General features: G+C 65.1%; 25 protein-coding genes and 1 tRNA gene. 2 read left to right on the top strand and 24 right to left on the bottom strand.

All coding sequences use genetic code 11. The features are described from left to right. Window positions 1-144: 144 nt before the first annotated feature. From I6F31_RS25900 to I6F31_RS25875, 6 genes are all read right to left on the bottom strand, one after another. On the bottom strand, window positions 145-942 hold the full coding sequence (locus I6F31_RS25900) for an MBL fold metallo-hydrolase (RefSeq protein WP_035999229.1): 798 nt from the start codon (window positions 940-942) through the stop codon (window positions 145-147). Between the two features lie 13 nt (window positions 943-955). Beyond that, complete coding sequence (locus I6F31_RS25895) at window positions 956-1,732, bottom strand: TatD family hydrolase (RefSeq protein WP_036039597.1); 777 nt, start codon at window positions 1,730-1,732, stop codon at window positions 956-958. A gap of 13 nt (window positions 1,733-1,745) precedes the next feature. Next, a complete protein-coding gene (gene metG, locus I6F31_RS25890) occupies window positions 1,746-3,692 on the bottom strand; it encodes a methionine--tRNA ligase (protein WP_074448020.1) in 1,947 nt (648 codons plus the stop codon). Between the two features lie 108 nt (window positions 3,693-3,800). After that, on the bottom strand, window positions 3,801-4,847 hold the full coding sequence (locus tag I6F31_RS25885; RefSeq protein ID WP_225140893.1) for a DNA polymerase III subunit delta': 1,047 nt from the start codon (window positions 4,845-4,847) through the stop codon (window positions 3,801-3,803). Next, window positions 4,844-5,530 (bottom strand): dTMP kinase, encoded by a 687-nt coding sequence (gene tmk / locus I6F31_RS25880; protein WP_225112893.1) that lies wholly within the window; start codon window positions 5,528-5,530, stop codon window positions 4,844-4,846. The genes I6F31_RS25885 and tmk overlap by 4 nt, the downstream gene beginning before the upstream one ends. A gap of 2 nt (window positions 5,531-5,532) precedes the next feature. Continuing rightward, window positions 5,533-6,795: a D-alanyl-D-alanine carboxypeptidase family protein gene (locus tag I6F31_RS25875; protein ID WP_225112894.1), complete on the bottom strand. Its 1,263-nt coding sequence runs from the start codon at window positions 6,793-6,795 to the stop codon at window positions 5,533-5,535. A gap of 154 nt (window positions 6,796-6,949) precedes the next feature. On the opposite strand from I6F31_RS25875, the gene I6F31_RS25870 reads away from it, so the two are divergent. After that, entirely contained in the window at window positions 6,950-7,906 is a 957-nt protein-coding gene (locus I6F31_RS25870; RefSeq protein ID WP_225129931.1) for an alpha/beta hydrolase, read from the top strand. Here the strand turns inward: I6F31_RS25870 and I6F31_RS25865 are convergent. After that, window positions 7,900-8,826, bottom strand: a complete 927-nt coding sequence (locus I6F31_RS25865) for a septal ring lytic transglycosylase RlpA family protein (protein ID WP_057029204.1) — start codon at window positions 8,824-8,826, stop codon at window positions 7,900-7,902. The genes I6F31_RS25870 and I6F31_RS25865 overlap by 7 nt on opposite strands. Before the next feature lie 791 nt (window positions 8,827-9,617). Between I6F31_RS25865 and I6F31_RS36550 the strand changes: the two genes are divergently transcribed. Then, on the top strand, window positions 9,618-9,746 hold the full coding sequence (locus I6F31_RS36550) for a hypothetical protein (RefSeq protein WP_260347296.1): 129 nt from the start codon (window positions 9,618-9,620) through the stop codon (window positions 9,744-9,746). Window positions 9,747-9,779: 33 nt separating this feature from the next. On the opposite strand, the gene I6F31_RS25860 is transcribed toward I6F31_RS36550, so the two are convergent. The 17 genes from I6F31_RS25860 to I6F31_RS25780 form a co-directional block, all read right to left on the bottom strand. Then, complete coding sequence (locus tag I6F31_RS25860) at window positions 9,780-10,070, bottom strand: hypothetical protein (protein WP_036031443.1); 291 nt, start codon at window positions 10,068-10,070, stop codon at window positions 9,780-9,782. Between the two features lie 106 nt (window positions 10,071-10,176). Continuing rightward, the gene (locus I6F31_RS25855; protein ID WP_225125373.1) at window positions 10,177-10,497 is read right to left on the bottom strand and encodes a DUF1476 domain-containing protein; all 321 of its coding nucleotides are present in this window, start codon (window positions 10,495-10,497) and stop codon (window positions 10,177-10,179) included. A gap of 223 nt (window positions 10,498-10,720) precedes the next feature. Beyond that, complete coding sequence (locus tag I6F31_RS25850; RefSeq protein WP_035999201.1) at window positions 10,721-10,912, bottom strand: hypothetical protein; 192 nt, start codon at window positions 10,910-10,912, stop codon at window positions 10,721-10,723. A gap of 169 nt (window positions 10,913-11,081) precedes the next feature. Then, complete coding sequence (locus tag I6F31_RS25845) at window positions 11,082-11,756, bottom strand: endonuclease/exonuclease/phosphatase family protein (protein ID WP_225147972.1); 675 nt, start codon at window positions 11,754-11,756, stop codon at window positions 11,082-11,084. Further along, the gene (locus tag I6F31_RS25840; protein ID WP_225186321.1) at window positions 11,756-13,789 is read right to left on the bottom strand and encodes a VTT domain-containing protein; all 2,034 of its coding nucleotides are present in this window, start codon (window positions 13,787-13,789) and stop codon (window positions 11,756-11,758) included. The genes I6F31_RS25845 and I6F31_RS25840 overlap by 1 nt, the downstream gene beginning before the upstream one ends. A 192-nt stretch (window positions 13,790-13,981) precedes the next feature. Beyond that, window positions 13,982-14,278 (bottom strand): hypothetical protein, encoded by a 297-nt coding sequence (locus I6F31_RS25835; RefSeq protein ID WP_035999192.1) that lies wholly within the window; start codon window positions 14,276-14,278, stop codon window positions 13,982-13,984. 787 nt (window positions 14,279-15,065) lie between these two features. Continuing rightward, a tRNA-Ser gene (locus tag I6F31_RS25830) sits at window positions 15,066-15,155 on the bottom strand. 119 nt (window positions 15,156-15,274) lie between these two features. Continuing rightward, window positions 15,275-15,619 (bottom strand): hypothetical protein, encoded by a 345-nt coding sequence (locus I6F31_RS25825; RefSeq protein WP_225147974.1) that lies wholly within the window; start codon window positions 15,617-15,619, stop codon window positions 15,275-15,277. Window positions 15,620-15,741: 122 nt separating this feature from the next. Continuing rightward, window positions 15,742-16,065, bottom strand: coding sequence for a hypothetical protein (locus tag I6F31_RS25820; protein ID WP_036028057.1), 324 nt, complete (start codon window positions 16,063-16,065; stop codon window positions 15,742-15,744). Between the two features lie 315 nt (window positions 16,066-16,380). Next, window positions 16,381-16,698 carry a hypothetical protein gene (locus tag I6F31_RS25815; protein WP_036028058.1) on the bottom strand — a complete coding sequence of 106 codons (318 nt, stop codon included), beginning with the start codon at window positions 16,696-16,698 and terminating at the stop codon, window positions 16,381-16,383. 391 nt (window positions 16,699-17,089) lie between these two features. Continuing rightward, the gene (gene ilvD / locus I6F31_RS25810) at window positions 17,090-18,940 is read right to left on the bottom strand and encodes a dihydroxy-acid dehydratase (protein ID WP_109143722.1); all 1,851 of its coding nucleotides are present in this window, start codon (window positions 18,938-18,940) and stop codon (window positions 17,090-17,092) included. Between the two features lie 291 nt (window positions 18,941-19,231). Next, the gene (locus I6F31_RS25805; RefSeq protein WP_036012321.1) at window positions 19,232-20,092 is read right to left on the bottom strand and encodes an ABC transporter permease; all 861 of its coding nucleotides are present in this window, start codon (window positions 20,090-20,092) and stop codon (window positions 19,232-19,234) included. Further along, window positions 20,089-21,018, bottom strand: coding sequence for an ABC transporter permease (locus tag I6F31_RS25800; protein ID WP_225186320.1), 930 nt, complete (start codon window positions 21,016-21,018; stop codon window positions 20,089-20,091). Before I6F31_RS25800 ends, I6F31_RS25805 begins: the two co-directional genes overlap by 4 nt. Then, window positions 21,018-22,004 carry an oligopeptide/dipeptide ABC transporter ATP-binding protein gene (locus I6F31_RS25795; RefSeq protein WP_225147976.1) on the bottom strand — a complete coding sequence of 329 codons (987 nt, stop codon included), beginning with the start codon at window positions 22,002-22,004 and terminating at the stop codon, window positions 21,018-21,020. Before I6F31_RS25795 ends, I6F31_RS25800 begins: the two co-directional genes overlap by 1 nt. Further along, window positions 22,001-22,984 carry an ABC transporter ATP-binding protein gene (locus I6F31_RS25790; protein WP_225147977.1) on the bottom strand — a complete coding sequence of 328 codons (984 nt, stop codon included), beginning with the start codon at window positions 22,982-22,984 and terminating at the stop codon, window positions 22,001-22,003. Before I6F31_RS25790 ends, I6F31_RS25795 begins: the two co-directional genes overlap by 4 nt. Before the next feature lie 2 nt (window positions 22,985-22,986). Next, on the bottom strand, window positions 22,987-24,624 hold the full coding sequence (locus tag I6F31_RS25785) for an ABC transporter substrate-binding protein (RefSeq protein ID WP_225186319.1): 1,638 nt from the start codon (window positions 24,622-24,624) through the stop codon (window positions 22,987-22,989). 30 nt (window positions 24,625-24,654) lie between these two features. Then, window positions 24,655-25,470 carry a sugar phosphate isomerase/epimerase family protein gene (locus tag I6F31_RS25780; protein WP_057029215.1) on the bottom strand — a complete coding sequence of 272 codons (816 nt, stop codon included), beginning with the start codon at window positions 25,468-25,470 and terminating at the stop codon, window positions 24,655-24,657. Window positions 25,471-25,777 lie beyond the last annotated feature (307 nt).

Here is a 25,777-nt window from a genome sequence, read left to right as displayed (position 1 = left end):
ACTCGACGGACCGATAGCATCCGACTGCCGGTCCTGTTTGAATATCGCCCTGCCCAACGCCTGTCTTTCAGACGTTAGATCAACATGATGGGGCCGGTGCAAGCAAGGTCTATGCCGGCTGGCAGGAGAATTTCCACCGCGGGTTTAGTGCGTCTCGAGCCGCAGCCCGTCATAGGCCGGCACCACGCCAGGGGGCAGCGACTGCCGGATAACCTCATAATCGACGTCGGCGGTCATGTTGGTGATGACCGCGCGCTTCGGCTTGAAGCGCTCGATCCAGGACAGCGCGTCGTTGATGCTGAAATGGCTGACATGGCCGGTGTAGCGCAGGCCGTCGACGATCCAGAGATCGAGATTTTCCAGCGCCTCCCAGCTCTCGCGCGGGATATCATTGAGATCAGGCGTGTAGGCCGCATCCCCGATGCGGTAGCCGAGCGCGGGGATGTTGCCGTGCTGCACCAGAAAGGCGGTCATCGTCACCGCGCCGCCCTTCCCCAGAATGGTCTGGCTTTCTCCCGCCTCGATCGAATGCCGCGTCAGGATCGGCGGATAATCGCTGCCCTCGGGCGAGATGAAGCAATAGGAGAACCGCGACAGGATGTCCTTGGCGGTCGACTGGTTGAAATAGGTTGGAATGCGCCGGCGCATGTGCATGACGACCGAGCGCAGATCATCCATGCCGTGGGTCTGGTCGGCATGTTCGTGCGTCAGGAACACCGCGTCGATGTGGTCGACATTGGTCGAGAGCAATTGTTCGCGCAGGTCCGGCGAGGTGTCGATCACGATGCGTGTCGTGCCATGCTCGGACGTCCGTTCGACCAGCAGCGAGCAGCGACGACGGCGGTTCTTGGGATTGTTGGGATCACAGGCGCCCCAGCCGAGCGCCGGGCGCGGCACGCCGGCGGAGGAGCCGCAGCCCAGGATCGTCAGCGTCAGCGTCATGTGGCTCCCAGTCTCAAGCTTTCACCTTCGAGAACAGGCGGAAGAAGTTTTCGCTGGTCTGGCGCGAGATCTCGTCGAGCGACACGCCGCGCGTCTCGGCGAGCACCTTTGCGACCTCGACCACGTAGGCCGGCTCGTTGCGCTTGCCCCGAAATTTGCCGGGCGCAAGATAGGGCGAGTCTGTTTCGACCAGGATACGATCGGGCGGCAGTTCGGCTGCGATCGCGCGTAAGGTCTCCGATTTCTTGAAGGTCAGGATTCCCGTGAAGCCGATATAGAGCCCGAGCGACACCGCCTTCAGTGCCAGCTCGCGCCCGCCCGTGTAACAATGCAGGACGGCGCGAAACGATCCCTTTGCGGCCTCCTCTTCCAGGATGCGCGCGCAGTCCTCGTCGGCCTCGCGGGTATGGATCACCAGCGGCAGTCCGGTGGTGCGGGCGGCGGCGATGTGGGCGCGAAAGCCCCTCGCCTGCGCCTCCGGCGAGCCGTTGTCGTAGAAATAATCGAGCCCGGCCTCGCCGAGCGCGACGACCTTGGGATGCTGGGTCAGCGCAATCAGCTCATCCGGCGCGATGCCGTCCTCCTCGTCCGCATGATGCGGATGGGTGCCGACCGAGCAATAGACGTCGTCATAGCGCTCCGCGATGGCGAGCAGGTCCTGCAGCCGCCGGACCCGCGTCGAGATCGTGACCATGCGGGCGATCCCGGCGGCTCGCGCCCGCGACACGATACCGTCGAGATCTTCCGCAAAGTCCGGAAAATCCAGATGGCAATGACTGTCGACCAGCATCGTGCGAACGCCTTCAGGCCGCCGGCTCGACGTAGCGCGGGAACGCCGGCATCGGCGCCGGCAGCGTCGAACCGGGCGCGATGCGCTTGGCGCCGCCGAGCATGTCAAAATTGCGCTCGGCTTCGGGGATGCCGAGGCTGTCGAGCAGCTTGCCGGAGGCGGTCGGCATCGCGGGCTGAGCCAGGATCGCAATCTGACGCACGACTTCGGCGGTGACGTAGAGCACCGTCTTCTGCCTGGCCGGATCCGTCTTGGCGAGCGCCCACGGCGCTTCACCCGCAAAATAGCGGTTGGCCTCCGCGACCACGGCCCAGACGGCGTTGAGCCATTGATGAATCTGCTGCGTCGCCATGGCTTCACGCGAGGCAGCGATCATGCCGTCGGCCATCGCCAGGATCGCCTTGTCGTTGTCGCTGAACTCGCCGGGCTCGGGCAGCACGCCGCCGAGCTGTTTTGCGATCATCGACAGCGAGCGCTGCGCGAGATTGCCGAGATCGTTGGCGAGATCGGCGTTGATGCGCGCGACAATCGCCTCGTGATTGTAGTTGCCGTCCTGGCCGAACGGCACCTCGCGCAAGAAGAAGTAGCGCAACTGGTCGACGCCGTACTGGTCGGCGAGGTTGAAGGGATCGACAGTGTTGCCGACCGACTTCGACATCTTCTCGCCCCTGTTGAACAGGAAGCCGTGGGCATAGACCCGTTTCGGCAGCGGGATGCCCGCCGACAAAAGGAAGGCCGGCCAATACACCGCATGGAAGCGGATGATGTCCTTGCCGATGACGTGCACGTCGGCCGGCCAATAGCGCCAGTTCTTGTCGCTCTCATCGGGGAAACCGACGCCGGTGATGTAGTTGGTCAACGCATCGACCCAGACATACATCACGTGCTCTTCGTCGCCGGGCACCTTCACGCCCCAATCGAACGTGGTGCGCGAGATCGAGAGATCGCGCAGGCCGCCCTTGACGAAGCTCACCACCTCGTTCTTGCGCGAGTCCGGCCCGACGAAGTCGGGCTGATCCGCATAGAGCTTGAGCAGCTTGTCCTGGTACTCCGACAAGCGGAAGAAATAGCTCTTCTCCTCCACCCATTCCACCGGCGTGCCCTGCGGCCCCAAGCGCACGCCATCGTCGTTCACACGCGTCTCGTCCTCGGCGTAATAGGCCTCGTCACGGACCGAGTACCAGCCCGAATAGGTGTCAGCGTAGATGTCGCCGTTCGCTTCCATGCGGCGCCAGATCTCCTGGCTAGAGCGGTGATGCTGCTCCTCGGTGGTGCGGATGAAGCGGTCGAACGACACGTCCAGGCGCTCGTCCATCTCTCTGAAGCGGCCGGCATTGCGCGTCGCGAGCGCGGCGGTGGACATGCCTTCGTTCGCCGCCGTCTGAATCATCTTCTGACCGTGCTCGTCGGTGCCGGTCAAAAAGAACACATCCTTGCCGTCGAGCCGCGCAAAGCGCGCCAGGGCGTCGGTCGCGATCGCCTCATAGGCATGACCGATATGCGGGCTACCGTTGGGATAGGCGATCGCGGTGGTGATGTAGAAGATGTTGTCGCGCGCGGCGGCAACCGCAGGCGCGGCAACGTGCGCAGAAGCGACGGGCTTCGGCGAACGAGGAGCCTTTGGCTTCGGCGCCTTTGGCTTCTCAGGCGTCACGACGGGAGTCGGTGCGGCGGTCACGGCAGGCGCAGCCGCATTTTTCGCGACCTTCTTCGCCGGAGCCTTGGCCGGCTTTTTGGCAGCTTTCTTCACCGCCTTCTTGGCGACGACCTGCTTCTTCGCGGCCTTCTTTGCGGCGCCCTTCTTCACGCTCTTCTTGACGGCAGCCTTCTTGGTCTTCTTGACCTTCTTGGCAGCTTTGGCCGCGCGCGCCTTGGCCTTTTTCGCGGCTTTCTTGACGGCCTTCTTCGCAGCCTTCTTGCCGCTCTTGCGTTTGACGGATTTCTTAGCTCGCGTTGCCACCACGAATTCCTTTACCGGCTTCTCGAATTTTGGAAACGGCTCGGCGTTCCGTTATTGTTTTGCGCATGATCTTTCGGAAAACCGCTGCGCACTTTTCCGGATCATGCTTTAGCGCGTTGCGTCCGCCAGCCAGCCGAACACCGAGAAAACCAAGGGCTTTCGCTCCAGATTGTAGGTTTCGGTGTCGCGCGCGGCGCGGACGATCTTTTCCCATACCTCAGCTAGCCGCGCAAGGCGCGGCAGGTTCTGGTTGGCATTGGCCTCATCCGCATGCAGGCGCTCCGCAATCCAGCGGTCGATGCCGTCGATGAAGGCCGCAAGCGCCACGCGGTCGCTGGTGCCGAGCGAATCGCCGAGCGTGTGCAATTCGCGCGGATCGACCTGCGGCAGGCGCGCGAGCAGCGCTGCCGTGCGCTGCTGAAGCTTCAGGGCCTCGCCACCGAGCAACGTCAGCGTCCGTGCGACGCTGCCCTCGGAGGCCTCGGCCGCCTCGCGCAGCGCGGCATCGTTCGGATCGAGCTCAGCCGCCGAAGCGGCGGCGCCGATCACATCGTTCGTGGTGAGCGGCCGCAGGCGCAGCTTGCGGCAGCGCGACTGGATCGTGGCGAGCACCCGCGCGGGCGCGTGGCTCACCAGCAGGAACAGCGATTGCTGCGGCGGCTCCTCCAAGATCTTCAGAAGCGCGTTGGCCGCGTTCGGATTGAGCTCGTCGACGGTGTCGACGATGCAGACGCGCCAGCCTTCGGCCGCGGCGGTCGAGCCGAAGAAACCGATCGTCTCGCGCGTCTCGTCCACGGTGATCACGGTGCGCATCACGCCGCGCTCGTTGGCGGTGCGCTCGAGCGTCAGCAGGCCGCCATGCGAGCCGGCCGCCACCTGCCGCGCCACGGCGTCGTCGTGATCGATCGCAAGGCTTTCGGCGCGCTGCACGGCCGGCGCCAGCGGCTGCGCATGGGTGAGCACGAAGCGCGCCATGCGATAGGCCAGCGTCGCCTTGCCGATCCCCTGTGGCCCGCCGATCAGCCAGGCATGCGGAATGCGTCCGCTGCGATAGGCATCAAGCAGCGCGGCCTCCGCCTCGCGATGGCCGAACAGCTGCGACGTCTCGCGCGGATGCGGTATGGCGGTTTCGCGCTCGGCCTGACGCGGGCTCATACCGACACCACTGACGCAGGCGTTGGCAGCAGGCGCTCGCGCAGCGCCGTCCAGACGCGCGCGGCGACCGTGTCCGGATCGGAATTGGCGTCGATCAGCACGCAGCGCGCGGGATCCTCCGCCGCGATCTTGCGATAGGCTTCGCGGAGGCCCTGGTGAAAGCTGAGCTTCTCAGCCTCAAACCTGTCGGGCGTGCCGCTGCCGCGGCGCGCGGCGGCACGTTGCAGGCCGATCTCGACCGGCAAATCGAGGATGATGGTGAGGTCCGGCTTGAGGTCGCCGATCGTCACCCTTTGCATCGCGTTGATCAGGCCATCGGGCACCTGGCCGAGGCTGCCCTGATACGCCCGCGTCGAATCCGCGAAGCGGTCGCACAGCACCCAGACGCCCTGGCTCAGCGCCGGCTGGATCACGGTGCGGACATGGTCATCGCGCGCGGCGGCAAACAGCAGCGTCTCGGCCTCGGGGCCGAGCAGCTTGCCCATGCCCGACAGCACCAGATGACGCATGATTTCAGCGCCCGGCGAGCCGCCCGGCTCCCGCGTCACGCGGATGCGCAGCTTTGCCGCCTTCAGGCGGTCGGCGAGCTTCTTGATCTGGGTCGACTTGCCCGTGCCCTCGCCGCCTTCAAAAGTGATGAAGCGTCCCCGTCCGGACGGCCGCTGTGCAGCGCTCTCACTCATGATCAGAGCTTCTCGGCGCCTGCGCGGAACATGCCGATCACGAGCTCGCTGGCGCCGTCGATCGCGCGGCGCATGGTTGAGCCGGTGCCGATCGCCTCCGCGGCGTAGACCGGCGTCTCGACCGCGATGTTGCCGCTGCGCCAGACCCTGACCACGCCGACCCGCTGGCCGGCCTCGATCGGCGCGCGCACCGGGCCACTATAGACGATGCGCGCAATCAGCTTGTCGCTGCCGTTCTTGTGCACCATCACCTTCACAGGGGTCTTGGCGATGAGCTTGACCGACCGGCTCTCGCCGCCGAACACCTTGGCGTAGCCGACCGGCTGCTCGGCTGCGATCAGGGTGCGGGTCTCGAAATTGCGAAAACCCCATTCCAGCATCTTCTTGGCTTCCGTGGCGCGGTCCTCGGGATCGTCAAGTCCGTTGACGACGACGATCAGCCGCGTGCCGTTCTGCACGGCGGAGCCGACCATGCCGTAGCCGCCTTCCTTGGTGTAGCCGGTCTTCAGGCCGTCAGCGCCTTCCATCGAATTGAGCAGCGGATTGCGGTTTTGCTGGCGGATCTTGTTCCAGGTGAACTCCTTCTCGCCGAACAGTTTGTAGAATTCGGGGAAGTCCAGGATGATGTGCCGGGCAAGCATGCCGAGCTCGCGCACCGTCATCTTGTTGCCGGGATCGGGCAGACCGCTGGAATTGGCGAAGGTCGACCTGGTCATGCCAAGCTCGCGGGCGCGCTTGGTCATGAAGTCCGCGGCAAAGATGCGCTCATTGCCCGCCATGGCTTCGGCCAGCGCGATGCAGGCGTCGTTGCCGCTCTGGATGATCGCGCCGCGCAGGAGATCGTCGACAGAGACCTTGCTGTTGATGGCGGCGAACATGGTCGAGCCGCCCGAGGGGGCCCCGCCTCTGCGCCAGGCATTCTCGCTGATCCGATACTCGTCGTTCAGCTTGATGTCGCCCTTCTTGATGGCATTGAAGACGACCTCCGCGGTCATCAGCTTCATCATGCTCGAGGGCGCGCGCAGCTCGTCGGCGTTCTTCTCGAACAGCACGCTGCCCGAGGAGGCTTCGATCAGGATCGCGGTCGGGGCATCGCCGTCGAAGCCGGCATCTTCCGCTTTCTTGCCGCCCTGGACGCTCTGGTTGGCCGCATGGAGCGCCCCGCCCCAGCCGATGGCCGCCGCCAAAACCGTCGCGATCAGCCCGCGCGCCAGCGTTCCGGCGGTGAGCCGGTTGCGACGAAGCAAAGGAAGACGAAGTGCCATGGCGAAGCCCTGAGAGAGGCGTTCTAACAGCTGGAACAGATGCGAACAACACGCGGTTGGACGCTTGTCGCCGAGATTGCACGATTCTCGCTGCGCCCCTATCGTGACGCCTCATGTTTTTCGACCAAACCCCTGAAACAAGGCGGAAAAGCGAATGCCCTCAACCCGCATGATCAAGGCCAACGGGGTCGAGCTGTTCGTCCGCGAAGCCGGCCAGGGACCGCTTGTGGTCCTGTGCCATGGCTGGCCGGAACTGTCCTATTCCTGGCGCCACCAGATCCCGGCAGTCGCCGAAGCCGGGTTTCACGTCGTCGCCCCCGACATGCGCGGCTATGGTCAGAGCGCGGCGCCACTCGATATGAACGCCTACTCGATCTTCGACACGGTCGGCGACGTGGTGGGCCTCGTCCAGGCGTTCGGTGAGACAAAGGCGATGGTGGTCGGCCACGATTGGGGTGCACCGGTCGCCTGGCACGCGGCGCTGTTCCGGCCGGACATCTTCACGGCGGTCGCGGGCCTGAGCGTGCCGCCGCCGTTCCGGGGCCGCGGCAAGCCGCTCGACCTGCTGCGCCAGGGCGGCGTCACCAACTTCTACTGGCAGTATTTCCAGACGCCCGGCGTCGCCGAGGCCGAGCTCGAGCGTGACGTCGCGCGCACCATGCGCATCGTCCTCGGCGGGCGGGGCCTCGCCGATCCCACCGCGGCCATGTTCGTGCAGGAGGGCAAGGGCTTTCTCGGCCACGCGGGCGCCGACGAGCCGCTGCCTGGCTGGCTCAGCGAGGCAGACCTGGCCTATTTCACCGAGGCCTTCCGCAAGTCCGGCTTCCGCGGCGGGCTCAACTGGTATCGCAACATCGACCGCAATTGGGAGCTGACCGCGCCCTGGCAGGACGCGCAGATTCACCAGCCTTCCCTCTTCATCGCAGGCTCGAAGGACGCCGTCATCACCGGCCTGATCGGGGCCAAGCGGGTCAACGAGCTCGAGCGCGTGCTGCCCAATCTGAAGCGCAAGCTGATCATCGAGGGCGCCGGCCATTGGGTGCAGCAGGAGCGGCCCGAAGAGGTGAATGCGGCGCTCGTCACGTTCTTGAAGGAGAGCGCGGCTCAGTAGAGGCCGCGGCCGCTCAGGATGCTGCGGGCCTCGGCGGCGCCGTCGGTCGAGGCGGCCGCGCTGTCGGCCGCGTAGCGACCGTCCTCGCCATAGGACACCGCGCGGGCGTTCTGGAGCGCCTGGCCCCGGCTGCGGCTCGAGGCCGACATTTCCGAGGTAGCATTGAGCGAAGCCATATCGGCCGAGGTACTGCCGAGATTGTACGGCCGCCCCTCCGGCATCGGGACCTCGCCGCGAATGGCACCGCGGGTCGAGGACGGCAGCTCCGGCACAAACGGCTTAGCCGAGGCGACCCGGACCATCGAGGGCGACGGCGCCGGAACGCCGGTGCGCAGGGTCGCCAGAAGCTGGCGGTCGTCGGAGCCTTCTAGCGGCGCGCGGCCGACATATTCGACGCGGACCTTGGCGACGCCGTTCCCTTTGAATTCAAGGAGTTCGGCGGCTTTGTTGGAGACGTCGATGAGGCGGTTGCCGTGGTAGGGCCCGCGGTCATTGACGCGGACGATCAGCGACTTGCCGTTCGAGACGTTGGTCACCCGCGCATAAGACGGCATCGGCAGGGTCGGATGCGCCGCGGTCAGCGAGGTCATGTCGAACACTTCGCCATTGGCGGTCAGGCGGCCGTGGAAACTGTCGCCGTACCAGGAGGCCATGCCCTCAGCTCGGTAGTTGACGTCCTCCTCCGGCACGTAAGTCCGGCCCGCCACGACATAGGGCTTGCCGACGCGGTAGGTGCCGCCACCCTTCGGGACCGGATCGCCGAAGGCGACCACCCGCGGGCTCGAGGACACGCCGTATTTCGGGTCGACGCGGCTGGCGAACTTGTTTGAGGAGGCGCAGTTGGCGAGCGCAAGGCAGGTCGCGACCGCCGCAACACCGCGCGCGGCTCGCAAAACCGAATCTGACCGATGGATCCCCATGCGCCCCAAATACCACTTCGCCGGAGGCGTACCCAACCCGCTTTGGCTACGGGAGCGCTGTCCGGTCATCTCATCCGAGGCGGCCCACCACCGTCTCGGAAGCGGTAACGATAACGCAACCCGAACGCGGCGGAAATGGGGAGCCCACGGCGATCACGCCGGGATGGTAAACGAGACGTTCGCATTTTTCCGTTGTTCTACGGGGCGATGGCCCCCGCACTGTGCCAGTGCCGGACAGTCTGTTGCGCCAAATCCTCACTCCACCCCCATTGTCGCGCCGCTCACCGAAATTCTTTTGACTGTGCAAGGCCGCCCGCGTTCTCTCGGATGCGAGGGCGGGATTTGGAATTTAACGATGATCGAGACGGTTTCGGCACTGATGGGTCTGGTAAGCGCGGGGATCTTCCTGGCCCATGCGTTCGAGGGTTACCGCACGAGGGCCTGAAGGCACTCGCGCGGACGGCAAGCATCACCTCTTTCAAAGCGGCGCGTTCGGACGGTCTTGGTCGATCCACTCGCGCATCGAACACGAGAGCGGCAGGTGTCCCATGCGTAATCATGACCTCGTATCCGATGGCTTCCTGGCCTTGACCGCCGGCGGCTTGGTGCTGCTCTGCTCGAGCCTCGTCGCGCTGGCGTTTGCCTGAACCGCACGTCCGCCTGTCCAACACGGGTTCTCTCCATTGCGGCGCAGCAGGCGCGGCTGTCCCCGCTCCCATTCAGTTGATTGAATTATTGCGTTCGGCGCCTCGACCAATTGCAAGAGGCCATCACCAACGAGGGTGACGCAAATGCTTGCCGAGAAGTTCTTCCTGGTCTTGGAATCCCTGATCCGCGGCAACCGCACCTATCCGGATGGAAGTCCCCGGGTCATCAGCACCTCCCCGCATGTGCCGGTCAGGCTGCCGTCAGCGAAATAACCGGCGCGTCCGCCAGCCGCCGAAATCCGCCGCTCAGCGCAGGCCCAACAGCGAGCGGCGGTAGAAGCCGCCGCGGGCCTCGTTCTGGCAGACGAAGCTGCCGTCGAAGCCCTGGCCGTAGCGCTTCTGCCCCTTGCGGTAATAGACGCCCTTGCCGAAGTCGAGCCAAACCACCTTGTCGCGCGGGCAATGACGCTGGGCCTGCGCCTCGTATCGAAACGGCGTCAGCGGCGTCGCCGAGACCTCGGCGCCACCTGCAGCGACCAGCATGGCGCCGGCGCATGCGATTGCGCCGGACCATTTGCCAAAGCTGCCCCGTGACATGCCCCCACCTCCCGCTCGCCGCCGTCTCCGGCGGCTGGCACGGTAGCACGAAACGGCACAGCCCGCGGAAGGCGGCAAGCGCGCCGAATGAACGCGGCAGCGGGTGTCATTGCCGGTCCGCTTCGAGCTGCGCCAGCGCCTGGTGCAGACATTCTTGAAGCCTCTGCGCGACCTGCTCGCGCGCGATCCCCTTGCCTGCGAGATCGCCCGCCACCTTGCCGACCACGTGGTCCATCGTCCGGCTCTCCAGATGGTCCGTCACCAGCGCAGCCGCGTAGCCTGCAGCGGCATCGCCACTGAGCCCGAGCTGGCCTGCGGCCCAAAGCCCGAGCAGCTTGTTGGACCGCGCCGTGGCCTTGAACATCAATTCCTCGTCGTGGGCGAATTTGGCTTCAAAGCCCCGCTCGCGCTTGTCGAACGTGGTCATGGTCAGCTCCATTCTGCGTCGCTGATGAGGATCGGACTTGCTGGGAGCGAACGTCTCCATGGTTCAGGTCAGTTTTGGATCATCAGAAGCTTCCTCCCGGAAGCGAAGCGCCGTCAAGCCTGCCGATGGGAAGCAGACACCCAAGCGGCATTGGCGGCCGACAATCAAATGCAGGCCGCCAGCAGATGCGATTTTTTGAAATTGCGCGGCTAAGCGCGTTCGCTCAGCCCTTCGCCGCCGCCGCTTCGCGCGCCAGCCGCTCGGCCTTCAGCCGTTCCTTGTTGGCATAGAACGCCTTCTGCGCCGCTTCGTGGTCGCGCATGGCCTTCTCGGCCTCGATCCGCCGAGCCGCATCGCGAGCGTGGCGCTGTTCGGGGGTCAGGGGTTTGCGTCGGAAGGAAAGGTCTTCAGTCATGCTGAATGAACGTGGCCGTGAGGAAAAAGTTCCGCATGGTCCTTTTCGAGACTGTCGGCCGCAGGCATAAAGTTGTCTGAAAACAACCCCATGCACAGTAGCTAAGTTCCTCTAGCACAACGCTTTTCTCAATGAGGGCCAGAGATCCGCACTCCGGTCGCTGGAACCGTTAGATCGCGATGTCCGCGATCACGGGCAAATGGTCGGAATAGGCGCGCGCCGCATGGTCGGTCCAGACTTTCTCGATCCGGCTGTCACGCGTTGCGTAGATCCGGTCGAGCCGCATGAGGGGCAAGCGCGATGGGAAAGTCCGCAACCGCGTCCGGTTCGGGCAGGCCTGCGCGAGCACGCGCCGCACCGATTTCACCCAAAACCAGTCGTTGAAATCGCCGAGGACGACGGTCCTTTCCGGCCTCACCAGGCTCACCACGGCCTGAGCCTGCGCATAACGCTCGTGGATGCTGAGGCCGAGATGAGTGGCGACCACGCGGACGTCGCCGAAAGGCGTCAGCAACCCCGTCGCGATCGCCCTGCGCGGCTCCCGCTCTCGATACGACACGTCGACGATCTCGGGCACGCTGGAGAACGGAAAGCGGCTCATGAGCATCTGGCCGTAGTCACCGTCCTCCGTGACGATCGACTTGGCATGAACGCGATGATCGCCGACGACGCGCGCCAGCTTCGCGAACGGATCGTCCGACCGCGATCGGGAATCCACCTCCTGAAGCGCGACGACATCCGGCGACCATTTGCGCAGGATGGAGCAAACACCCTCCAGATCGAATTTCGGATTGAGATTGAACGTGCCGTGCACATTCCACGTCATGAAGCGCACGGGCACCATCAGCGCCTCCCAGCGAGCCATGTCGTCACGAATTGCGCGCCGACGCAGACCCCGAGCCAGCCGAGGAATGCCAGTATCAGAAGCACTATGTTGCTCCAGGACGCATTTCTGGCGAGCTCTGCAATCTGCGAGCCGAGAACCGCCATGGCCAGGATTCCGGGCGTGCTGCCCAGCAGAGTTCCAACCATGAAGTCACGAAGAGGCAGCGTGCTTGCGCCTGCCACGACGTTTACCAGTGAGAACGGTGCTATGGGAAGCATCCGGATGACGACAACCGCCAGGATCCCCTTCCCGACCACGCGTTCCTGGATGCGCGCCGCACGGCGTCCCAGCAAGCGCTGAAGGCGCTCTCGGCCCAGGAACCGTCCGATCGCAAAAAGGAGGAGCGCGCTGAGCAAGACGCCCGCCATTGCGGTGACGAAACCCAGCCAGGGCCCCAGGGCGGCGGCCGTTGCCGCAATGAGCACGAGAACCGGAAAGACGACGAGCCCGCCAAGGACGAAGGCTGCGATCGCCAATGGCGGCCCCCAGATGGACTGCGAATAGGCAGACAGAAGCGCCGAAAGATGACCTGCATCGGCGACATCGCTCAAGGACGTGTAAGACCAGGCCAGCGCCAGCCCAAAAAGAGCCACGGCTATCGCAACGATCCCGATGATGGTTTTCGTCGTCCACATGCGAGATGCCGTGCGCTCCAGATGAAGTGGCAGCTCAGGGTCCGCCACAGGCTGAACCAAGCTGGCCAGCGTGCTGGTTAGAACCGAAGACTGGACTTTCCGCAACGTCTTGGCGCCATGAGATGTGGAGACGTCGTCTAGCAGAGCGAAGAGCCGATGCTCGTTTCTTGCGATGGCCTGCTCGTCGAGACCGCAGAAATGAGCGATGAGACGACGGCGGACGGAGGCGATGAAATCCCGATGCTGCTCGGATTCAGCTTCAAAGATGAGGTCGCATTCGCTGTCGGCGCCCATGGAACGATTGTTCAGATTGGCGGAGCCGATCCGCAAGATCCGGTCGTCGACCACCATGAGCTTGCTGTGCACCATCACGGCGGCTTCCTTATTGCCGCTGCGGGAGACCGGATGGACGAAGCGGATGCGATCGGCCACGCCAGCCGCGCTGAAGCAGTTGATGAAGGCGCCACGGCCGTTCTGCATGGCCTGGGACTCAAACCACGAGGAATGCAGTTTCGGAGCGACCACCAGAACCCGAAGCGACGGCACGCGGCACATCTGCTCCGCCAATTCGTGCGCCATCCGGGTCGCGCTGGTGAATTGATTTTCGATGTACACGAAGCTCGTTGCCGACCGGATCGCCGCAATGAAGGAGCGTTCGACCTCCTTGATGGTCGAGCCTGCAGGACAGACCACCTCGGTCCTGGCGATCCCGACCGGCACGTGCTCGGCCTCCACAGGCACGTTCGCCGGCCAGCGACCGTTCCTCGGTGCGCACCATTCATCGGACTGTTGGCCTGCCGCACGCCAGCGTTGCTCCGCGAGGGCGAACAGCTGCTCCGCAGCATCGCCGTCGACCAGGCACTGAACATCGTGAAACGGCGGATACGGCTTGCGCTGAGGGTCGCAGCGCATGGCATTGTCGGCGCGGTGGTCACTCGTGTCCCAGCGCCTGATCGTCAGATCGAGGCCGCCGACGAACGCCAATGAACCGTCGACACAGACGATCTTCTGGTGTTGCGCCGAACCGAACGGAAGCGTGGCGTCCAGATGAAACCCGACGCGGCCATCGGTGTCGGCGGTAAATTTCGCCGCGGAATTCCACTCTCTCTCGGAAGCGTAAAAAGAGACGAAGTCCCAGACGAGAATGTTGATGCGCAAGGCGGGCCTGCGCTGCACCAGCGCGCGCAGGAAGGGACCCAGCTCCTCAGGCAGGCCATCATCCGCACGTCCGGAGGCTCCGACCAGGCGTGTCCTGCTATGGATGTCCCATCCGATGATGTAGACGAAATCCTGCGCCTCCAGCAGGGCCTCCCGCAGGGCTGCGAAATAGGCGGCGGCATCGTTCAGAACCGCCACGCGCCGCGCCCTGCACCGCCGCCAGACGGTGTCGCCGGGAGTGAGTGTCGATGCGCTCTGAAGCAGGTGAACCTCGCAATTCGCGTTTGCGTCTAAACGCGCTGGAGGCTCAAGGGGTTCCACGCGGTCAACGGCTGCGGTTCGATGCGAATGCCGAATGTCCCGCGCCCTCTGGGCCCGTCGCACAAGTCGTCATTTGGTGCGGACAAACTTCGCGCCGGCGCTCCTCAACACATCGACAATTTTCTCAGGGGCATCGCCGTGAAAATCGACGGAAACCTCGATCAGGCCTTCCAGCTTCTGCCGCCCCTCCGGTGTGGGCGCTGTCTTGACGTCAGGACCTGCCGCGCGTGTTCCCACGGTGTTCGCAGCGCCGGCAGGCTGGACGAAGACGTCGCCTCGCGGCACGCCGCATTCCTGCACGACATGCTCAACCGCAAGCTCGGCGCCGCGGCGCGTGTCGAATTCTCCAATGATGGTGCTTTCCAAGGCTGCTCTCCGTGTGCTCGAGACTGCGAACAACAGGCGAGCCGAGGCCAAGTTCCTGAGGGAGCATGCAAGAGGATGACGGTCGGATCCCAGGCGCTGATGATCAGAACCGAATGAGTCCAAACAGGAAGAGCAGCGCCACCGTGACCAGGCCGGAGATCAGCAGCGAGCCGAGACATCCCAGCCGGTTCGAGAAAAAGAAGAACATGCGTTGGCCGCTGTGAAGCTTGCTGCGGGCTAATCTCTCTAAGTCAGTAGCGTTCCTGCGCAGTTTCGCGTGTCCGTGGCTCTAGCACGCAACGCTTCCTTCCACTGCATTTCAACCAGTCCCGATCCTCCTCTTGAAGACTGGAGATCCAAACGCAACATGGGTCTACGGCACCGCCGCAATCCGTCTCTCCAACATCGCGGGCCGGACTTGAGCGAGGAAGATTGAACAGATCCGTCGGGCTGCGGTGTTAGGAATGGCTCTGGGCCAAATGACCCGAGCGGCACCGGGGCGCCGCCAATCCAGACCTTGGAGTGACGCGCCGAGGCGCCCCAGTCTTTCCAGCGCAGGCTAGTGCAACACGCGAGCGGCTTCGGCGAGCCGGACCCTTTCTCTCAGCTCCTCGAGCTCCTCGATCGCGTCCAGCAATCTCACCAGCTCGCGGGCAATATGTGTCAAACCGGACTTGGATTGCTTTAAGATACGAACTCGCTGTGCCATCGGTGCACGCCTCCATGGTCGGGCACGTCCAATTGGCAAGGAGCGTGCCAGCCCACGAGGGGAACTTATGGCGATTTCTGGCGGAAGGGGTGGGATTCGAACCCACGGTACCCTTGCGGGCACGCCGGTTTTCAAGACCGGTGCCTTAAACCACTCGGCCACCCTTCCAGTCCCGGGAATGGGTGTCGCTTAACGTAGTCGACCGCGCAAGGCAACGCCAAGTTGGCGCAAGTGCTCAAACCTTTGCCGGCCGGAGCGCGGCGCGTTCCTTTTCCTGCACAACCTGTCTAGCTCTTCGGGCAATCAACCAGGACGGCACTCCGGATGTACTTGGTCCTCTGCCGGTCGCCGACGTTGCGCCCGAATTGAGGGCTGTAGTTCAGGTCGTAGCGGCACCCTGCCTGCATTGCCTTGTAGATCGCGCCCCGTTCGATCACGTAACTCCCTTGTGGGAGCGTCTTGAGGCGGACCTGTGTGATGGTCTGCTCCTGGCCGTGGTCCGGGCCGAGATAGGTAACGCGATCGGTCGAGCCGACCGACCAGACCACCGCAACTGCGCACATCAGTGAAACGGCGAAAGCAGCGACCAGCCCGAGTTGCGGTCGCTCGACGGAGTCCAGAAACGAGCTCATGCCGTTTCGTGTCGTTCCGGGCCTTGCGGTTCAAAGGCTCCCTCACCTTTGCGTCGCGCAACAGAAAGCGCGGCGCCCCGCGAAGAGCGCCGTCCTGAAATTCTTTGTTGTTTGCGTCTAGCTCAGTAGCCGCAGGACGCGCAGTTCATCTGCACCGGGGCGTAATAGGAATAACCCGGCGAGACCATCTCGACGCGCTGCCGGGTGGCGTATTGCGGCGGGATGCGCTCGTACTGGACGCTGGGCGGCGCGACCATTACGGTCTGCGGCACCATCACGGTGCGGTACTGCGCCGGCGTGCGGTGCGCGACCACGGAGCCGGGCGAGACCATCACGGTCTCGTCGACGGTGCGGTATTGCGGCGGCACATATTGTTGCTGGTAGCAGGTCGTGCACGGCGGCGGCGTGTAGCAATTGTAGCAGCCGGCGGAGGCCGCACCCGTCATGGAAATGGCGGCGACGGCCGTTGAGAAAACGACAGCGAGAGTACGAGACATTGCGGTGGTGCCCCAGTTGCCCGAAACGGATCTGCGAAGGTCGCGGGAGTATACGGCGCAAAACCTTGCCTTGCCGAACTTCGTCGAGGCATCCTTAATGCGAACGATCGATCGCGGCGGAGCGGTAAGAACTCATTGACCACGCGCATTAACGCGCGGGATGTTTGCGCGGCGGTGCGCATGACAGCGAGTCCGCGATCGGACATCGCCGCGGCACTCGTTCGAGCATAATTTGCAGTTCATCCTCGTTCCATGTTCGAGCTTTCAACGCCTCGCTGCTCTTTCCAGAAACTCCAACAGCGAGGGATCGGTCTCCTCGAGTTCGACGAAGCGACGGCGCAGCTCATCGGCGATTTCAGCGGTGGCATCGCGCGACCATCCCTCCGCGGTATTGAAGGCCACGATACGTGCGGGATGGAGATATTGCCCTTCGGCGAGATGTCTGAGCAGGGTCGCGCGATTGGCGTCCTCCTCGGCCGTCTCGCACCAAGCCCGGCCCAGGCGGCGGCCGAAATCATCGAGCACAAGATAGACGTCCCGGTCTGTCGTGATTTGCGGCACGAGTGATGGAGAATGACTCATGGCTAACTCCGCTATTGGCAATCCGAACCTTTGCGGACGAACCTCGATACGGCGACCGCCTCGGCTGGATTCGGAAAAAATGGATTTCGACGATTTTTCTTAGGATGGCACGATTAAATAAAAATAAAAACAAAATTAATAAAAATTAAATAGCAAAATGTGGACAATGGACTAAGTTGATGATGCCTGGCGGGCGAGCCCGCACGTCGGGTGCCCACTGAGCAAACGGCTCCCGCTCCCACCCCAACCAGCCCCACGCCCTAGGGAGGCGGGGGCCGTTCTTTCCCGATCTCCGTTCCGGCTACTTCCTGCAACGGCGCATCCGGGTGGTCGCACGGAGCCGCGAGGCGTTCCGAAGATCGCCGATCCAGGCCAGTGGCGCCGATGCCGCCTACTTCGGACGCCGCTTGACCTCGCGCACCGCACCGCGCGCGGCACTGGTGGTGAGCGCGGCGTAAGCCTGCAGCGCGGTCGAGACGTTGCGCTTGCGGCCTTGCGCCTGCCAGGCGGCATCGCCCTTCGCCTCCTCCGCGGCGCGGCGCTTGGCGAGCTCCTCGTCGGAGACCTCGAGGCTGATGCTGCGGTTCGGGATGTCGATGGCGATGATGTCGCCCGTCCGCACCAGACCGATATTGCCGCCTTCGGCGGCCTCCGGCGACAGATGGCCGATCGACAGGCCGGAGGAGCCGCCGGAGAAGCGGCCGTCGGTGACGAGCGCACAGGCTTTGCCGAGGCCCATCGATTTCAGATAGCTGGTCGGATACAGCATCTCCTGCATGCCGGGGCCGCCGCGAGGGCCTTCATAGATGATGACCACGACCTCGCCGGCGACGACCTTGCCGCCCAGGATGCCTTCGACCGCCGCGTCCTGGCTTTCGAACACGCGCGCTGGGCCGGAGAATTTCAGGATCGAGGCATCGACGCCGGCGGTCTTCACGATGCAGCCGTCCTGCGCGAGATTGCCGTAGAGCACGGCGAGACCGCCGTCCTTGCTGAAGGCGTGCGCGAGATCGCGCACGACGCCCTTCTCGCGGTCGGCGTCGAGCTCGTCGTAGCGGCGCTCCTGGCTGAAGGCGACTTGCGTGGGGATGCCGCCGGGCGAAGCGCGATAGAAGGTCCGGACCGTCTCACTCTTGGTGCGCTTGATGTCCCAGCGCTCCAGCGCCTCGTTCATGGTCGGCGCGTGCACGGTCGTAACAGAGGTGTCGATCAGCCCGGCGCGGTCGAGCTCGCCGAGGATGCCCATGATGCCGCCGGCACGGTGCACGTCCTCGACATGCACGTCGGCGACGGAAGGCGCGACCTTGCAGAGCACGGGCACGCGGCGCGACAGACGGTCGATGTCCTTCATGGTGAAGGCGACCTGCCCCTCATGGGCGGCAGCCAAGAGATGCAGCACGGTGTTGGTCGAGCCGCCCATCGCTATATCGAGCGTCATCGCGTTTTCGAACGCCTTGAAATTCGCGATGTTGCGCGGCAGCACGGAGGCATCGTCCTGCTCGTAATAACGGCGGACCAGATCGACGATGGTGTGGCCGGCCTCGACGAACAGGCGCTTGCGGTCGGCATGGGTTGCGACCACCGAGCCGTTGCCGGGCAGCGCCAGGCCCAGCGCCTCGGTGAGGCAGTTCATGGAATTGGCGGTGAACATGCCCGAGCAGGAGCCGCAGGTCGGGCACGCCGAGCGCTCGATCACCTTGACGTCCTCGTCGCTGACCTTGCTATCGGCGGCGGCCACCATGGCGTCGATGAGGTCGACCGCCTTGGTCTTGCCGGCCAGCTTGACCTTGCCGGCCTCCATCGGCCCGCCCGAGACGAACACGGCGGGGATGTTGAGCCTGAGCGCGGCCATCAGCATGCCGGGCGTGATCTTGTCGCAATTGGAGATGCAGACGAGGCCGTCGGCGCAATGCGCGTTGGCCATGTACTCGACGCTGTCGGCGATCAGCTCGCGCGACGGCAGGCTGTAGAGCATGCCGTCATGGCCCATGGCGATGCCGTCATCGACCGCGATGGTGTTGAACTCTTTCGCCACGCCGCCGGCCTGCTCGATCTCGCGCGCCACGAGCTGGCCGAGGTCCTTCAGATGCACGTGGCCGGGCACGAATTGGGTGAAGGAGTTGACCACCGCGATGATCGGCTTGCCGAAATCGGCGTCCTTCATGCCCGTCGCGCGCCAGAGGCCGCGGGCGCCCGCCATGTTGCGGCCGTGGGTGGTGGTGCGGGAGCGATAGGCTGGCATGGCGGTTTCCGTCCTCGGGTTTGCGTCGGCCGGGGCGGGAAAATGTGGAGCCACCTCAGGCCTTTCCGGCCGGATAGCGCACGGGGGCAGCCCGCGCAACGGGAACTTGGGTCGGACAGGGCTCCCCTGCTCCCGGCGCGGGGGGCTCGTCGCTCACTCTCTGTCATTCCGGGGCGATGCGCAGCATCGAACCCGGAATCCATCGGGCGGCAGCACCCGCGGGACAATGGATTCCGGGTTCGCGCCTTTCGGCGCGCCCCGGAATGACGGCGGAGGGCGTCGGAGCCCCTATTACAGCGTCGGATCGAGCCGATCGCGCAGCCAGTCGCCGATCACCGACACGGCCAGCGTGGTCACTACGATGGTCGTCGCCGGCGCCAGCATGATCCAGGGGGCGCGGGTCAGATATTCCCGGCCGTAGCCGACCATGTTGCCGAGGCTGGTCATCGGCGGCTGCACGCCGAGGCCGAGGAAGGACAGGCCTGACTCCATCAGGATCACCTCGGGGAACACGAGCGTGGTCGAGACGATCAAGGTCGAGGCGATGTTGGGCAGGATGTGCCGGAGGTAGATCCGCGACGGCGTCGCCCCTAGCTGGCGGACGGCAGCGGCGTAGCCCTGCGCATTGGCGGAGATGGCAAGGCCCCGCGCGATGCGGGCGTAGCGCTCCCAGCCGAACAGGCCCATCAGCCCGACCAAGAGCGGCAACGAGTTGCCGAAGAAGGCGAGCACGGCCAGCGCCATGATCAGGAAGGGCATGCTGGCCTGGAAGTCGGTCAGCATCAGCACGAGCTGCTCGACGAACCCACGAAAATGCGCGGCGAGGAAGCCGAGTGTGGTCCCGACCACGGCCGAGATTGCGGTCGCGCCGAACGCGATCAGCAGCGAGATGCGGATCGAGACGAGCAGCCGCGACAGCACGTCCCGGCCAAGCTCGTCGGTGCCGAGCCAGTGCGCGGCATTGCCGGGCGCAGCAAGCCGGTTGCGCAGGTCGAGCTGCGTGAAGCCGTAAGGCGCGATCTTCTCCGCAAAGGCCGCGATCAGCAGCATCGCGACGATCCAACTGATTGCCAGCGCGACCGAGACCGGAATGGCCGGCAGGCTGATGCGGCGTGAAAACGCCTTGGTCTCCTTCAGCGTCGCGTCGGTCATGCGTGCGCTCCTTTGCTGCGCAGGCGCGGGTCGAGGAAGCCGTAGAGGAAGTCGACGATCAGATTGGACGTCACCATGGTCATCGCAACCAGCAGCAGGATGCATTGCACGACCGCGAGATCGCGGTTGGCAACCGCAACGACGAGAAGCCGCCCTACTCCCGGCCAGGCGAACACGCTCTCGACCACGACCGCGCCTGCGATCAGCGTGCCCACCATGAAGCCGAGGATAGTCACGGTCGGGATCGCTGCATTCGGCAGCGCATGCGAGGTCACCACCTTGCGCCACGGCACGCCTTTTGCGGATGCGGTGCGGATATAGGGCTGGCCCAGCACCTCCAGCATGGCGCTGCGGGTGAAGCGCGCCAGCACCGCCGCGCCGCCGAGGCTGAGCGTTGCGATCGGCAGGATGGCGTGGCGCCAGCTGTCCTGCCCGCCCGAAGGGAGCCAGCCCAGCTGCACGGCGAAGATCAGCACCAGCAGCAGCGCCAGCACGAAGCTCGGGACGGTAAAGCCGGCGACCGCCGTCATCATCACGGCGCGGTCGATTCCCGAGCCGCGATGCAGCGCGGCGTAGATCCCTGCGGGAACGCCGAGCGCGACCTTGAAGAAGAACGCCGGCAGGGTCAGCGCCAGGGTCGCGGGAATGCGTTCCAGCACCAGCTCGATCGCGGGCCGGCCGTCGCGCATGGAGCGGCCGAGCTCGCCCTTGGCGATGGCGCCGAAATAATCGAAGTATTGAGCCCAGATCGGGTCATCGAGGCCCCACGCCTTGCGGAATGCCGCGAGCACCTCCGGCGGCGCCTCCGGTCCCAGGATCATCAGCGCGGGATCGCCTGACAGCCGCAACACGACGAAGGCGAAGGTGACGACGAGCACGATCGTGAGCGCGGCGCGTCCGATCCGAATGGCGAGATAGCGTCCCATCACGCGGCGTCCCGTGACGCAGCGCCGGTGACGAGATGGCAGGCCACCTGCCTGTCGCCGCCGACGGCGGACAGCGCCGGCACCTCGCGCGCGCAGCGCGCAATGGCGCGCGGGCAGCGCGGATGGAAGGCGCAGCCCGTGGGGCGCGCGGCCGGGTTCGGCGGGTCGCCTGCTAGCACGATGCGGCCCGCGCTGCGGCGGCCCGGCGCGGGCGAGGCCGAGACCAGCGCCTGGGTATAGGGATGCTCGGGCCGCGCGAACAGATCGTCCGCGCTGCCGATCTCGACGATGCGGCCGAGATACATTACGGCAACGACATTGCTGATCTGCCTGACGACGCGCAAATCGTGGCTGATGAAGAGCAGCGTCAGCGACAGTTGCGCCTGGAGATCGCAGAGCAGATTCACCACCTGCGCCTGGATCGAGACGTCGAGCGCGCTGACCGGCTCGTCGCAGACCAGGAAATCCGGCTTGGTGGCCAGCGCCCGCGCCAGCACGATGCGCTGACGCTGCCCGCCGGAGAGCGCGCCGGGATAGCGTGCGCCATGCGCCGGCGTGAGCTCGACGGCGCGCAGCAGCTCGCGGACGCGCTCGTCGCGCTCCGCCGGCGTACCGAGTCCGTGAATGTCGAGCGGCTCGCGGATCTGCGTTGCAACCGGCAGCCGGCGGTCGAGCGCGCCGAGCGGATCCTGGAAGATCATCTGCATCCGCGCGCGCTGCGCACGCCACGCCGTCGTCCCCGGCGCGGCCATCGGCTTCCCGTCGAACCGCACTTCGCCGCTGTCAGGCGGCTCGAGGCCGAGCACGATGCGGCCCGTCGTGGACTTGCCCGAACCGGATTCGCCGACGAGACCGAGCGTCTGGCCCCTTGGAATCGTCAGCGACACGCCGTCGACGGCATGCACGGCCGCAGCTCTCCCGAACATTCCGGAGCGCATCGCATAGGTGCGCGAGATCGCGGAGACCTCGACGAGCGGCGGACTCATTCGGCGGCCATCCCGAGCAGCGCGCGGCGCGATGTCTCGGCACGGACGCAGGCGACGCTGCGATCATCGGCGATCGGCGCGAGGGGCGGCGCCGCAAGGCCGCATGCTTCCGCGACAAGCGCGCAGCGCGGCGCGAAGGCGCAGCCGCCGGGCATGTGCGCAGGATCAGGCACCGTGCCGGGAATGGCGGTGAGGCGCCGCCGCGGACCATCGAGCGGCGGCAGCGCGCCGATCAATCCTTGCGCGTAGGGATGCACGGGATCGGCGAACAGCTGGTTGCTCGGGGCCTGCTCGACGATGCGGCCGGCATACATCACCGCGACGCGGTCGCAATTCTCCGCGACGACGCCGAGGTCGTGGCTGATCAGCACCATGGCCATGCCGAGCTCGCGGCGGACCGTGGCGAGCAGCTCCAGGATCTGCGCCTGAATGGTGGCATCGAGCGCAGTGGTCGGCTCGTCCGCGATCAAGAGATCGGGATTCCCGGCCAGCGCCATCGCGATCATGATGCGCTGGACCTGGCCGCCGGAGAATTCGTGCGGATAGGCCTCGAGCCGGCGGCCAGCGTCGGGAATGCCGACGAGATCGAGCAGCCGCCGCGCCTCCGCCTTCACGGCGTTGCCTTGGAGATCGCGATGCAGCGCCAGCGCTTCGCAAAGCTGCCTGCGGATGGTCAGCACCGGGTTGAGCGCGCTCGCCGGATCCTGGAAGATCATGGCGATACGCCCGCCCCTGACCTGATCGAGCTCGGCGGCCGGTGCGCCGAGAATCTGGCGCCCGTCGAGCCGCACCGAGCCAGAGACTTGCGCATGGCGCGGCAACAGGCCGAGCGCGGCGAGCCACGTCACCGATTTGCCGGAGCCGGACTCGCCGACGAGGCCGATGGCCTCGCCCTTCTGCAAGGCAATGTCGACGCCGCGCAGGACCGGCACGCCGTTGAAGGCGACGCGCAAGTCCTCGATGCTGACCAGCGGCTTCACCTTTAGACCTCGAAATTGCCGGCGCGGAAATCCATCGCGAAGGCGGGCGCTGCCTTCCACTTGATCGATTTCGGCTTGGCCGTGAAGGTCGCGTTCTGGTGCAGCACCGTGTAGGCGGGATCTTCGCGCTCGGCGATCTCGAGCATGCGGCGGAACGCCTTCTTGCGCGCGGCCCGGTCGGTCGAGGTCTCCAGGAATTCGGAGAGCGTGTTCAGCTCGGCATTGGTCCATTCGCCGATCTGCTGCTGCTGGCCGTTCGGCCCGTGCTGGGCGACCAGCGACGACACCGGATCGTTGAAGGCGGCCGAGTTCGACCAGTCGCGCACGGCGCGTGCCGGCCCGCGCTCCATGATCTGCGACCAGTTCTCCTTGGTCTCGATCTGCACGTTGAGCCCGACCGATTTCCACATCTCGACCAGTATCTGCGCGGTCGCGACCTGGTTGGTGTAGTAGTTGTTGAGCAGGCGGTACGGGATCGGGTCGCCCTTATAATTGGCCTGCTTGAGCAGATCCTGCGCCAGCTTCGGATCATAGGCCGGCACGTTCCAGTCGGCGTTGAACATGTCGCCGTAGAATTCCCATTGCAGACCCTTCGGCACACGGGTGCGGCCGGCCCACAGGCTGTCGACGATCGCCTGGCGATCGATCGCGTGAGTGAAGGCGCGCCGCACCAGCGGATTGGCGAGCACGGCGTGGTTCTTGTCGAACACGGTAAGGCGATGATTCTGAATCGTGCCGCCCTGCACTTCGAAGGCGGAACTCTTCTCGATGCCGGCAATCTGGTCCGGCGGGATGTCGCAGGCGAACTGGTATTCGCCCGAGAGCAGTCCGTTGATGCGGCTCGCGACCTCAGGCACTTCGAGGAAGCGAATGCGCTTGAGCGGCGGCCGGCCGCCCCAATATTCGTCGTGGGCTTCCAGCGTCAGCGAGACGTCCGGCTTGAGCTCGACGACCCTGTAGGGGCCGGTCGTCACCGGCTTGCGGGCCCAGTCGAGATAGCTCGCCGCCTCTTCCCAGGCGCGGCGGTTCATGATGTCGGAGCCGTAGCGCGACAGCCGGCCTTCGATCGTGACGTCGGGCGTCGCGTTGTAGAAGCGCACCGTGTACTTGTCGACGGCATCGACGCGCACCAGGTCCGGCCAGATGCGGCGGGCGACCGCGGGGACGTCCGGCGGCAGCTCCTTGCCCGGGCGCGGCGTCGGGATCTTCTCGAACGCCTTGATGGTGGAGCGGTTTTTGGCCTCGGTCTCGCCGAACATGCGCTCGCGGCTGAAGGTGAACACGACGTCTTCCGCCGTGAGCTCGTCGCCATTGTGGAACTTGACGCCCTGGCGCAGCTTCACCTCGACGGTCTGGTCGTCGATGCGGCGCCATTCGGTGGCGAGGCCCGGCACAGCTTCGAGCTTGCCGCGCCAGTTCTTGGAGATCAGGCCTTCCCAGATCGAGGAGAAGAACACGCGCTCGCCGACATTGGACTGCTCACGCAGCACGTCGAGCACGTTCGCATTCGTGACCTTCTGCACGGCGACCGTCACCGACGGACGGTTGTCGGCTTGCGCGATGGCAAAACGCGGCAGCAGCAAGGTGCTTGCGGCGGCGCCGCCGGATTTCAGGATGGTGCGACGGGTGAGCTTGCTCATGAGGATAACCCCTGCCCTGTGTGATGTCGGTTATTCGGCGAGACCGAGCGCGGCGAGATGCGCCGCGCCCTTGCGGACATCGTCGTGGTTGCGGAGTTCGAGGATCAGCCGCGGATTCGACGTCAGCCGTCCTAGCGCGCGGAATACGGCGACCCAGGGAATGTTGCCCTCGCCCGGCGCCCAGTGCCGGTCGGCAAAGCCGTCGGTGTCCTGCAGGTGCACATGCGTCAGCATGTCGCCGGCGGTCTCGACGTAATAGTCGACCGGCGGCGCGCCGGTGGAGATGTGCGCATAATTGGCGTGCCCGGTGTCGAGCGAGACGCGGACCTTGCTGCTTTCCAACGCCTTGGCGAGGCGCACGCGGTCGCGTGGATCCTTGTCCTCGATGTTCTCGATGACGATCTCGCAGCCGATCGTCTCGGCACGCGCAATCACCTCGGCGAGCGTCGCCTTGACTCGCTCGACGATATTGGCGCGGTTGTCGGGATAGAGATCGAGATTGTTGTGGTCCCAGGTCGTGAACGGCGAGTGGATCACCATCTGCGTCGCACCGAGGAACTCGGCGGCCTCGAGGCCCTGCAGCAGGCGCTTCGTTACGGCCTGGCGGATCATCGGATCGTGGCTGTCGATCTTGAAGCCCCAGAACGGACCGTGGATGCCGAGCCGGCCGGTGTGCCCGGTGAGCATCTGCTTGATCTCGCCGGCAGTTGCGCGCCAGTCGCTATCGAGCAGATCGGCCCGGAAGAAGTCCTGGATTTCCAGATCGCGCTGCTTTTCGAGAAGCCAGTCACGATGCGCGGGGATCGATTTGATGGACAATGCGGCGCCCAGCACCGGCTTCGACATGGCATGCTCCTTCGTCGTCAGCGATGACGGGAGCAGCGCTAGACCAGTTCAATGACAGGCCCGTGAAATGCGCATTCCGCAGCGTGGACGAGATGTGGACATCCTGCCCGCGCGTGCTGCGGTTCAAGCAAAAGCGATCGCTCCGAGCGATGCCGAATGGGCACATGGCAAGCGCCATCGTGTCCGTAGTGATCCGGAATGGAATCCTAGCCGTCCTTCGCGTACATCGCGGGACATCGATCGGCGGCCACTTCCACGGGCATCACCCTCTGATCGCGCTACATGGGGTTGGGGGACCACATGGGGC

It is taken from the genome of Bradyrhizobium sp. NBAIM01 (genome assembly GCF_020194115.1).
Lineage (GTDB): Bacteria > Pseudomonadota > Alphaproteobacteria > Rhizobiales > Xanthobacteraceae > Bradyrhizobium > Bradyrhizobium yuanmingense.
This window is presented reverse-complemented; position numbering and strand designations above follow the sequence as displayed.

Coding starts and splice junctions, on each gene's coding strand:
- I6F31_RS25900 (WP_035999229.1), bottom strand. CDS start 942: ATGACGCTGACGCTGACGATCCTGGGCTGCGGCTCCTCCGCCGGCGTG.
- I6F31_RS25895 (WP_036039597.1), bottom strand. CDS start 1,732: ATGCTGGTCGACAGTCATTGCCATCTGGATTTTCCGGACTTTGCGGAA.
- I6F31_RS25885 (WP_225140893.1), bottom strand. CDS start 4,847: ATGAGCCCGCGTCAGGCCGAGCGCGAAACCGCCATACCGCATCCGCGC.
- tmk (WP_225112893.1), bottom strand. CDS start 5,530: ATGAGTGAGAGCGCTGCACAGCGGCCGTCCGGACGGGGACGCTTCATC.
- I6F31_RS25875 (WP_225112894.1), bottom strand. CDS start 6,795: ATGGCACTTCGTCTTCCTTTGCTTCGTCGCAACCGGCTCACCGCCGGA.
- I6F31_RS25870 (WP_225129931.1), top strand. CDS start 6,950: ATGCCCTCAACCCGCATGATCAAGGCCAACGGGGTCGAGCTGTTCGTC.
- I6F31_RS25865 (WP_057029204.1), bottom strand. CDS start 8,826: ATGGGGATCCATCGGTCAGATTCGGTTTTGCGAGCCGCGCGCGGTGTT.
- I6F31_RS36550 (WP_260347296.1), top strand. CDS start 9,618: ATGCTTGCCGAGAAGTTCTTCCTGGTCTTGGAATCCCTGATCCGCGGC.
- I6F31_RS25860 (WP_036031443.1), bottom strand. CDS start 10,070: ATGTCACGGGGCAGCTTTGGCAAATGGTCCGGCGCAATCGCATGCGCC.
- I6F31_RS25855 (WP_225125373.1), bottom strand. CDS start 10,497: ATGACCACGTTCGACAAGCGCGAGCGGGGCTTTGAAGCCAAATTCGCC.
- I6F31_RS25850 (WP_035999201.1), bottom strand. CDS start 10,912: ATGACTGAAGACCTTTCCTTCCGACGCAAACCCCTGACCCCCGAACAG.
- I6F31_RS25845 (WP_225147972.1), bottom strand. CDS start 11,756: ATGGTGCCCGTGCGCTTCATGACGTGGAATGTGCACGGCACGTTCAAT.
- I6F31_RS25825 (WP_225147974.1), bottom strand. CDS start 15,619: ATGAGCTCGTTTCTGGACTCCGTCGAGCGACCGCAACTCGGGCTGGTC.
- I6F31_RS25820 (WP_036028057.1), bottom strand. CDS start 16,065: ATGACGGGTGCGGCCTCCGCCGGCTGCTACAATTGCTACACGCCGCCG.
- I6F31_RS25815 (WP_036028058.1), bottom strand. CDS start 16,698: ATGAGTCATTCTCCATCACTCGTGCCGCAAATCACGACAGACCGGGAC.
- ilvD (WP_109143722.1), bottom strand. CDS start 18,940: ATGCCAGCCTATCGCTCCCGCACCACCACCCACGGCCGCAACATGGCG.
- I6F31_RS25805 (WP_036012321.1), bottom strand. CDS start 20,092: ATGACCGACGCGACGCTGAAGGAGACCAAGGCGTTTTCACGCCGCATC.
- I6F31_RS25800 (WP_225186320.1), bottom strand. CDS start 21,018: ATGGGACGCTATCTCGCCATTCGGATCGGACGCGCCGCGCTCACGATC.
- I6F31_RS25795 (WP_225147976.1), bottom strand. CDS start 22,004: ATGAGTCCGCCGCTCGTCGAGGTCTCCGCGATCTCGCGCACCTATGCG.
- I6F31_RS25785 (WP_225186319.1), bottom strand. CDS start 24,624: ATGAGCAAGCTCACCCGTCGCACCATCCTGAAATCCGGCGGCGCCGCC.
- I6F31_RS25780 (WP_057029215.1), bottom strand. CDS start 25,470: ATGTCGAAGCCGGTGCTGGGCGCCGCATTGTCCATCAAATCGATCCCC.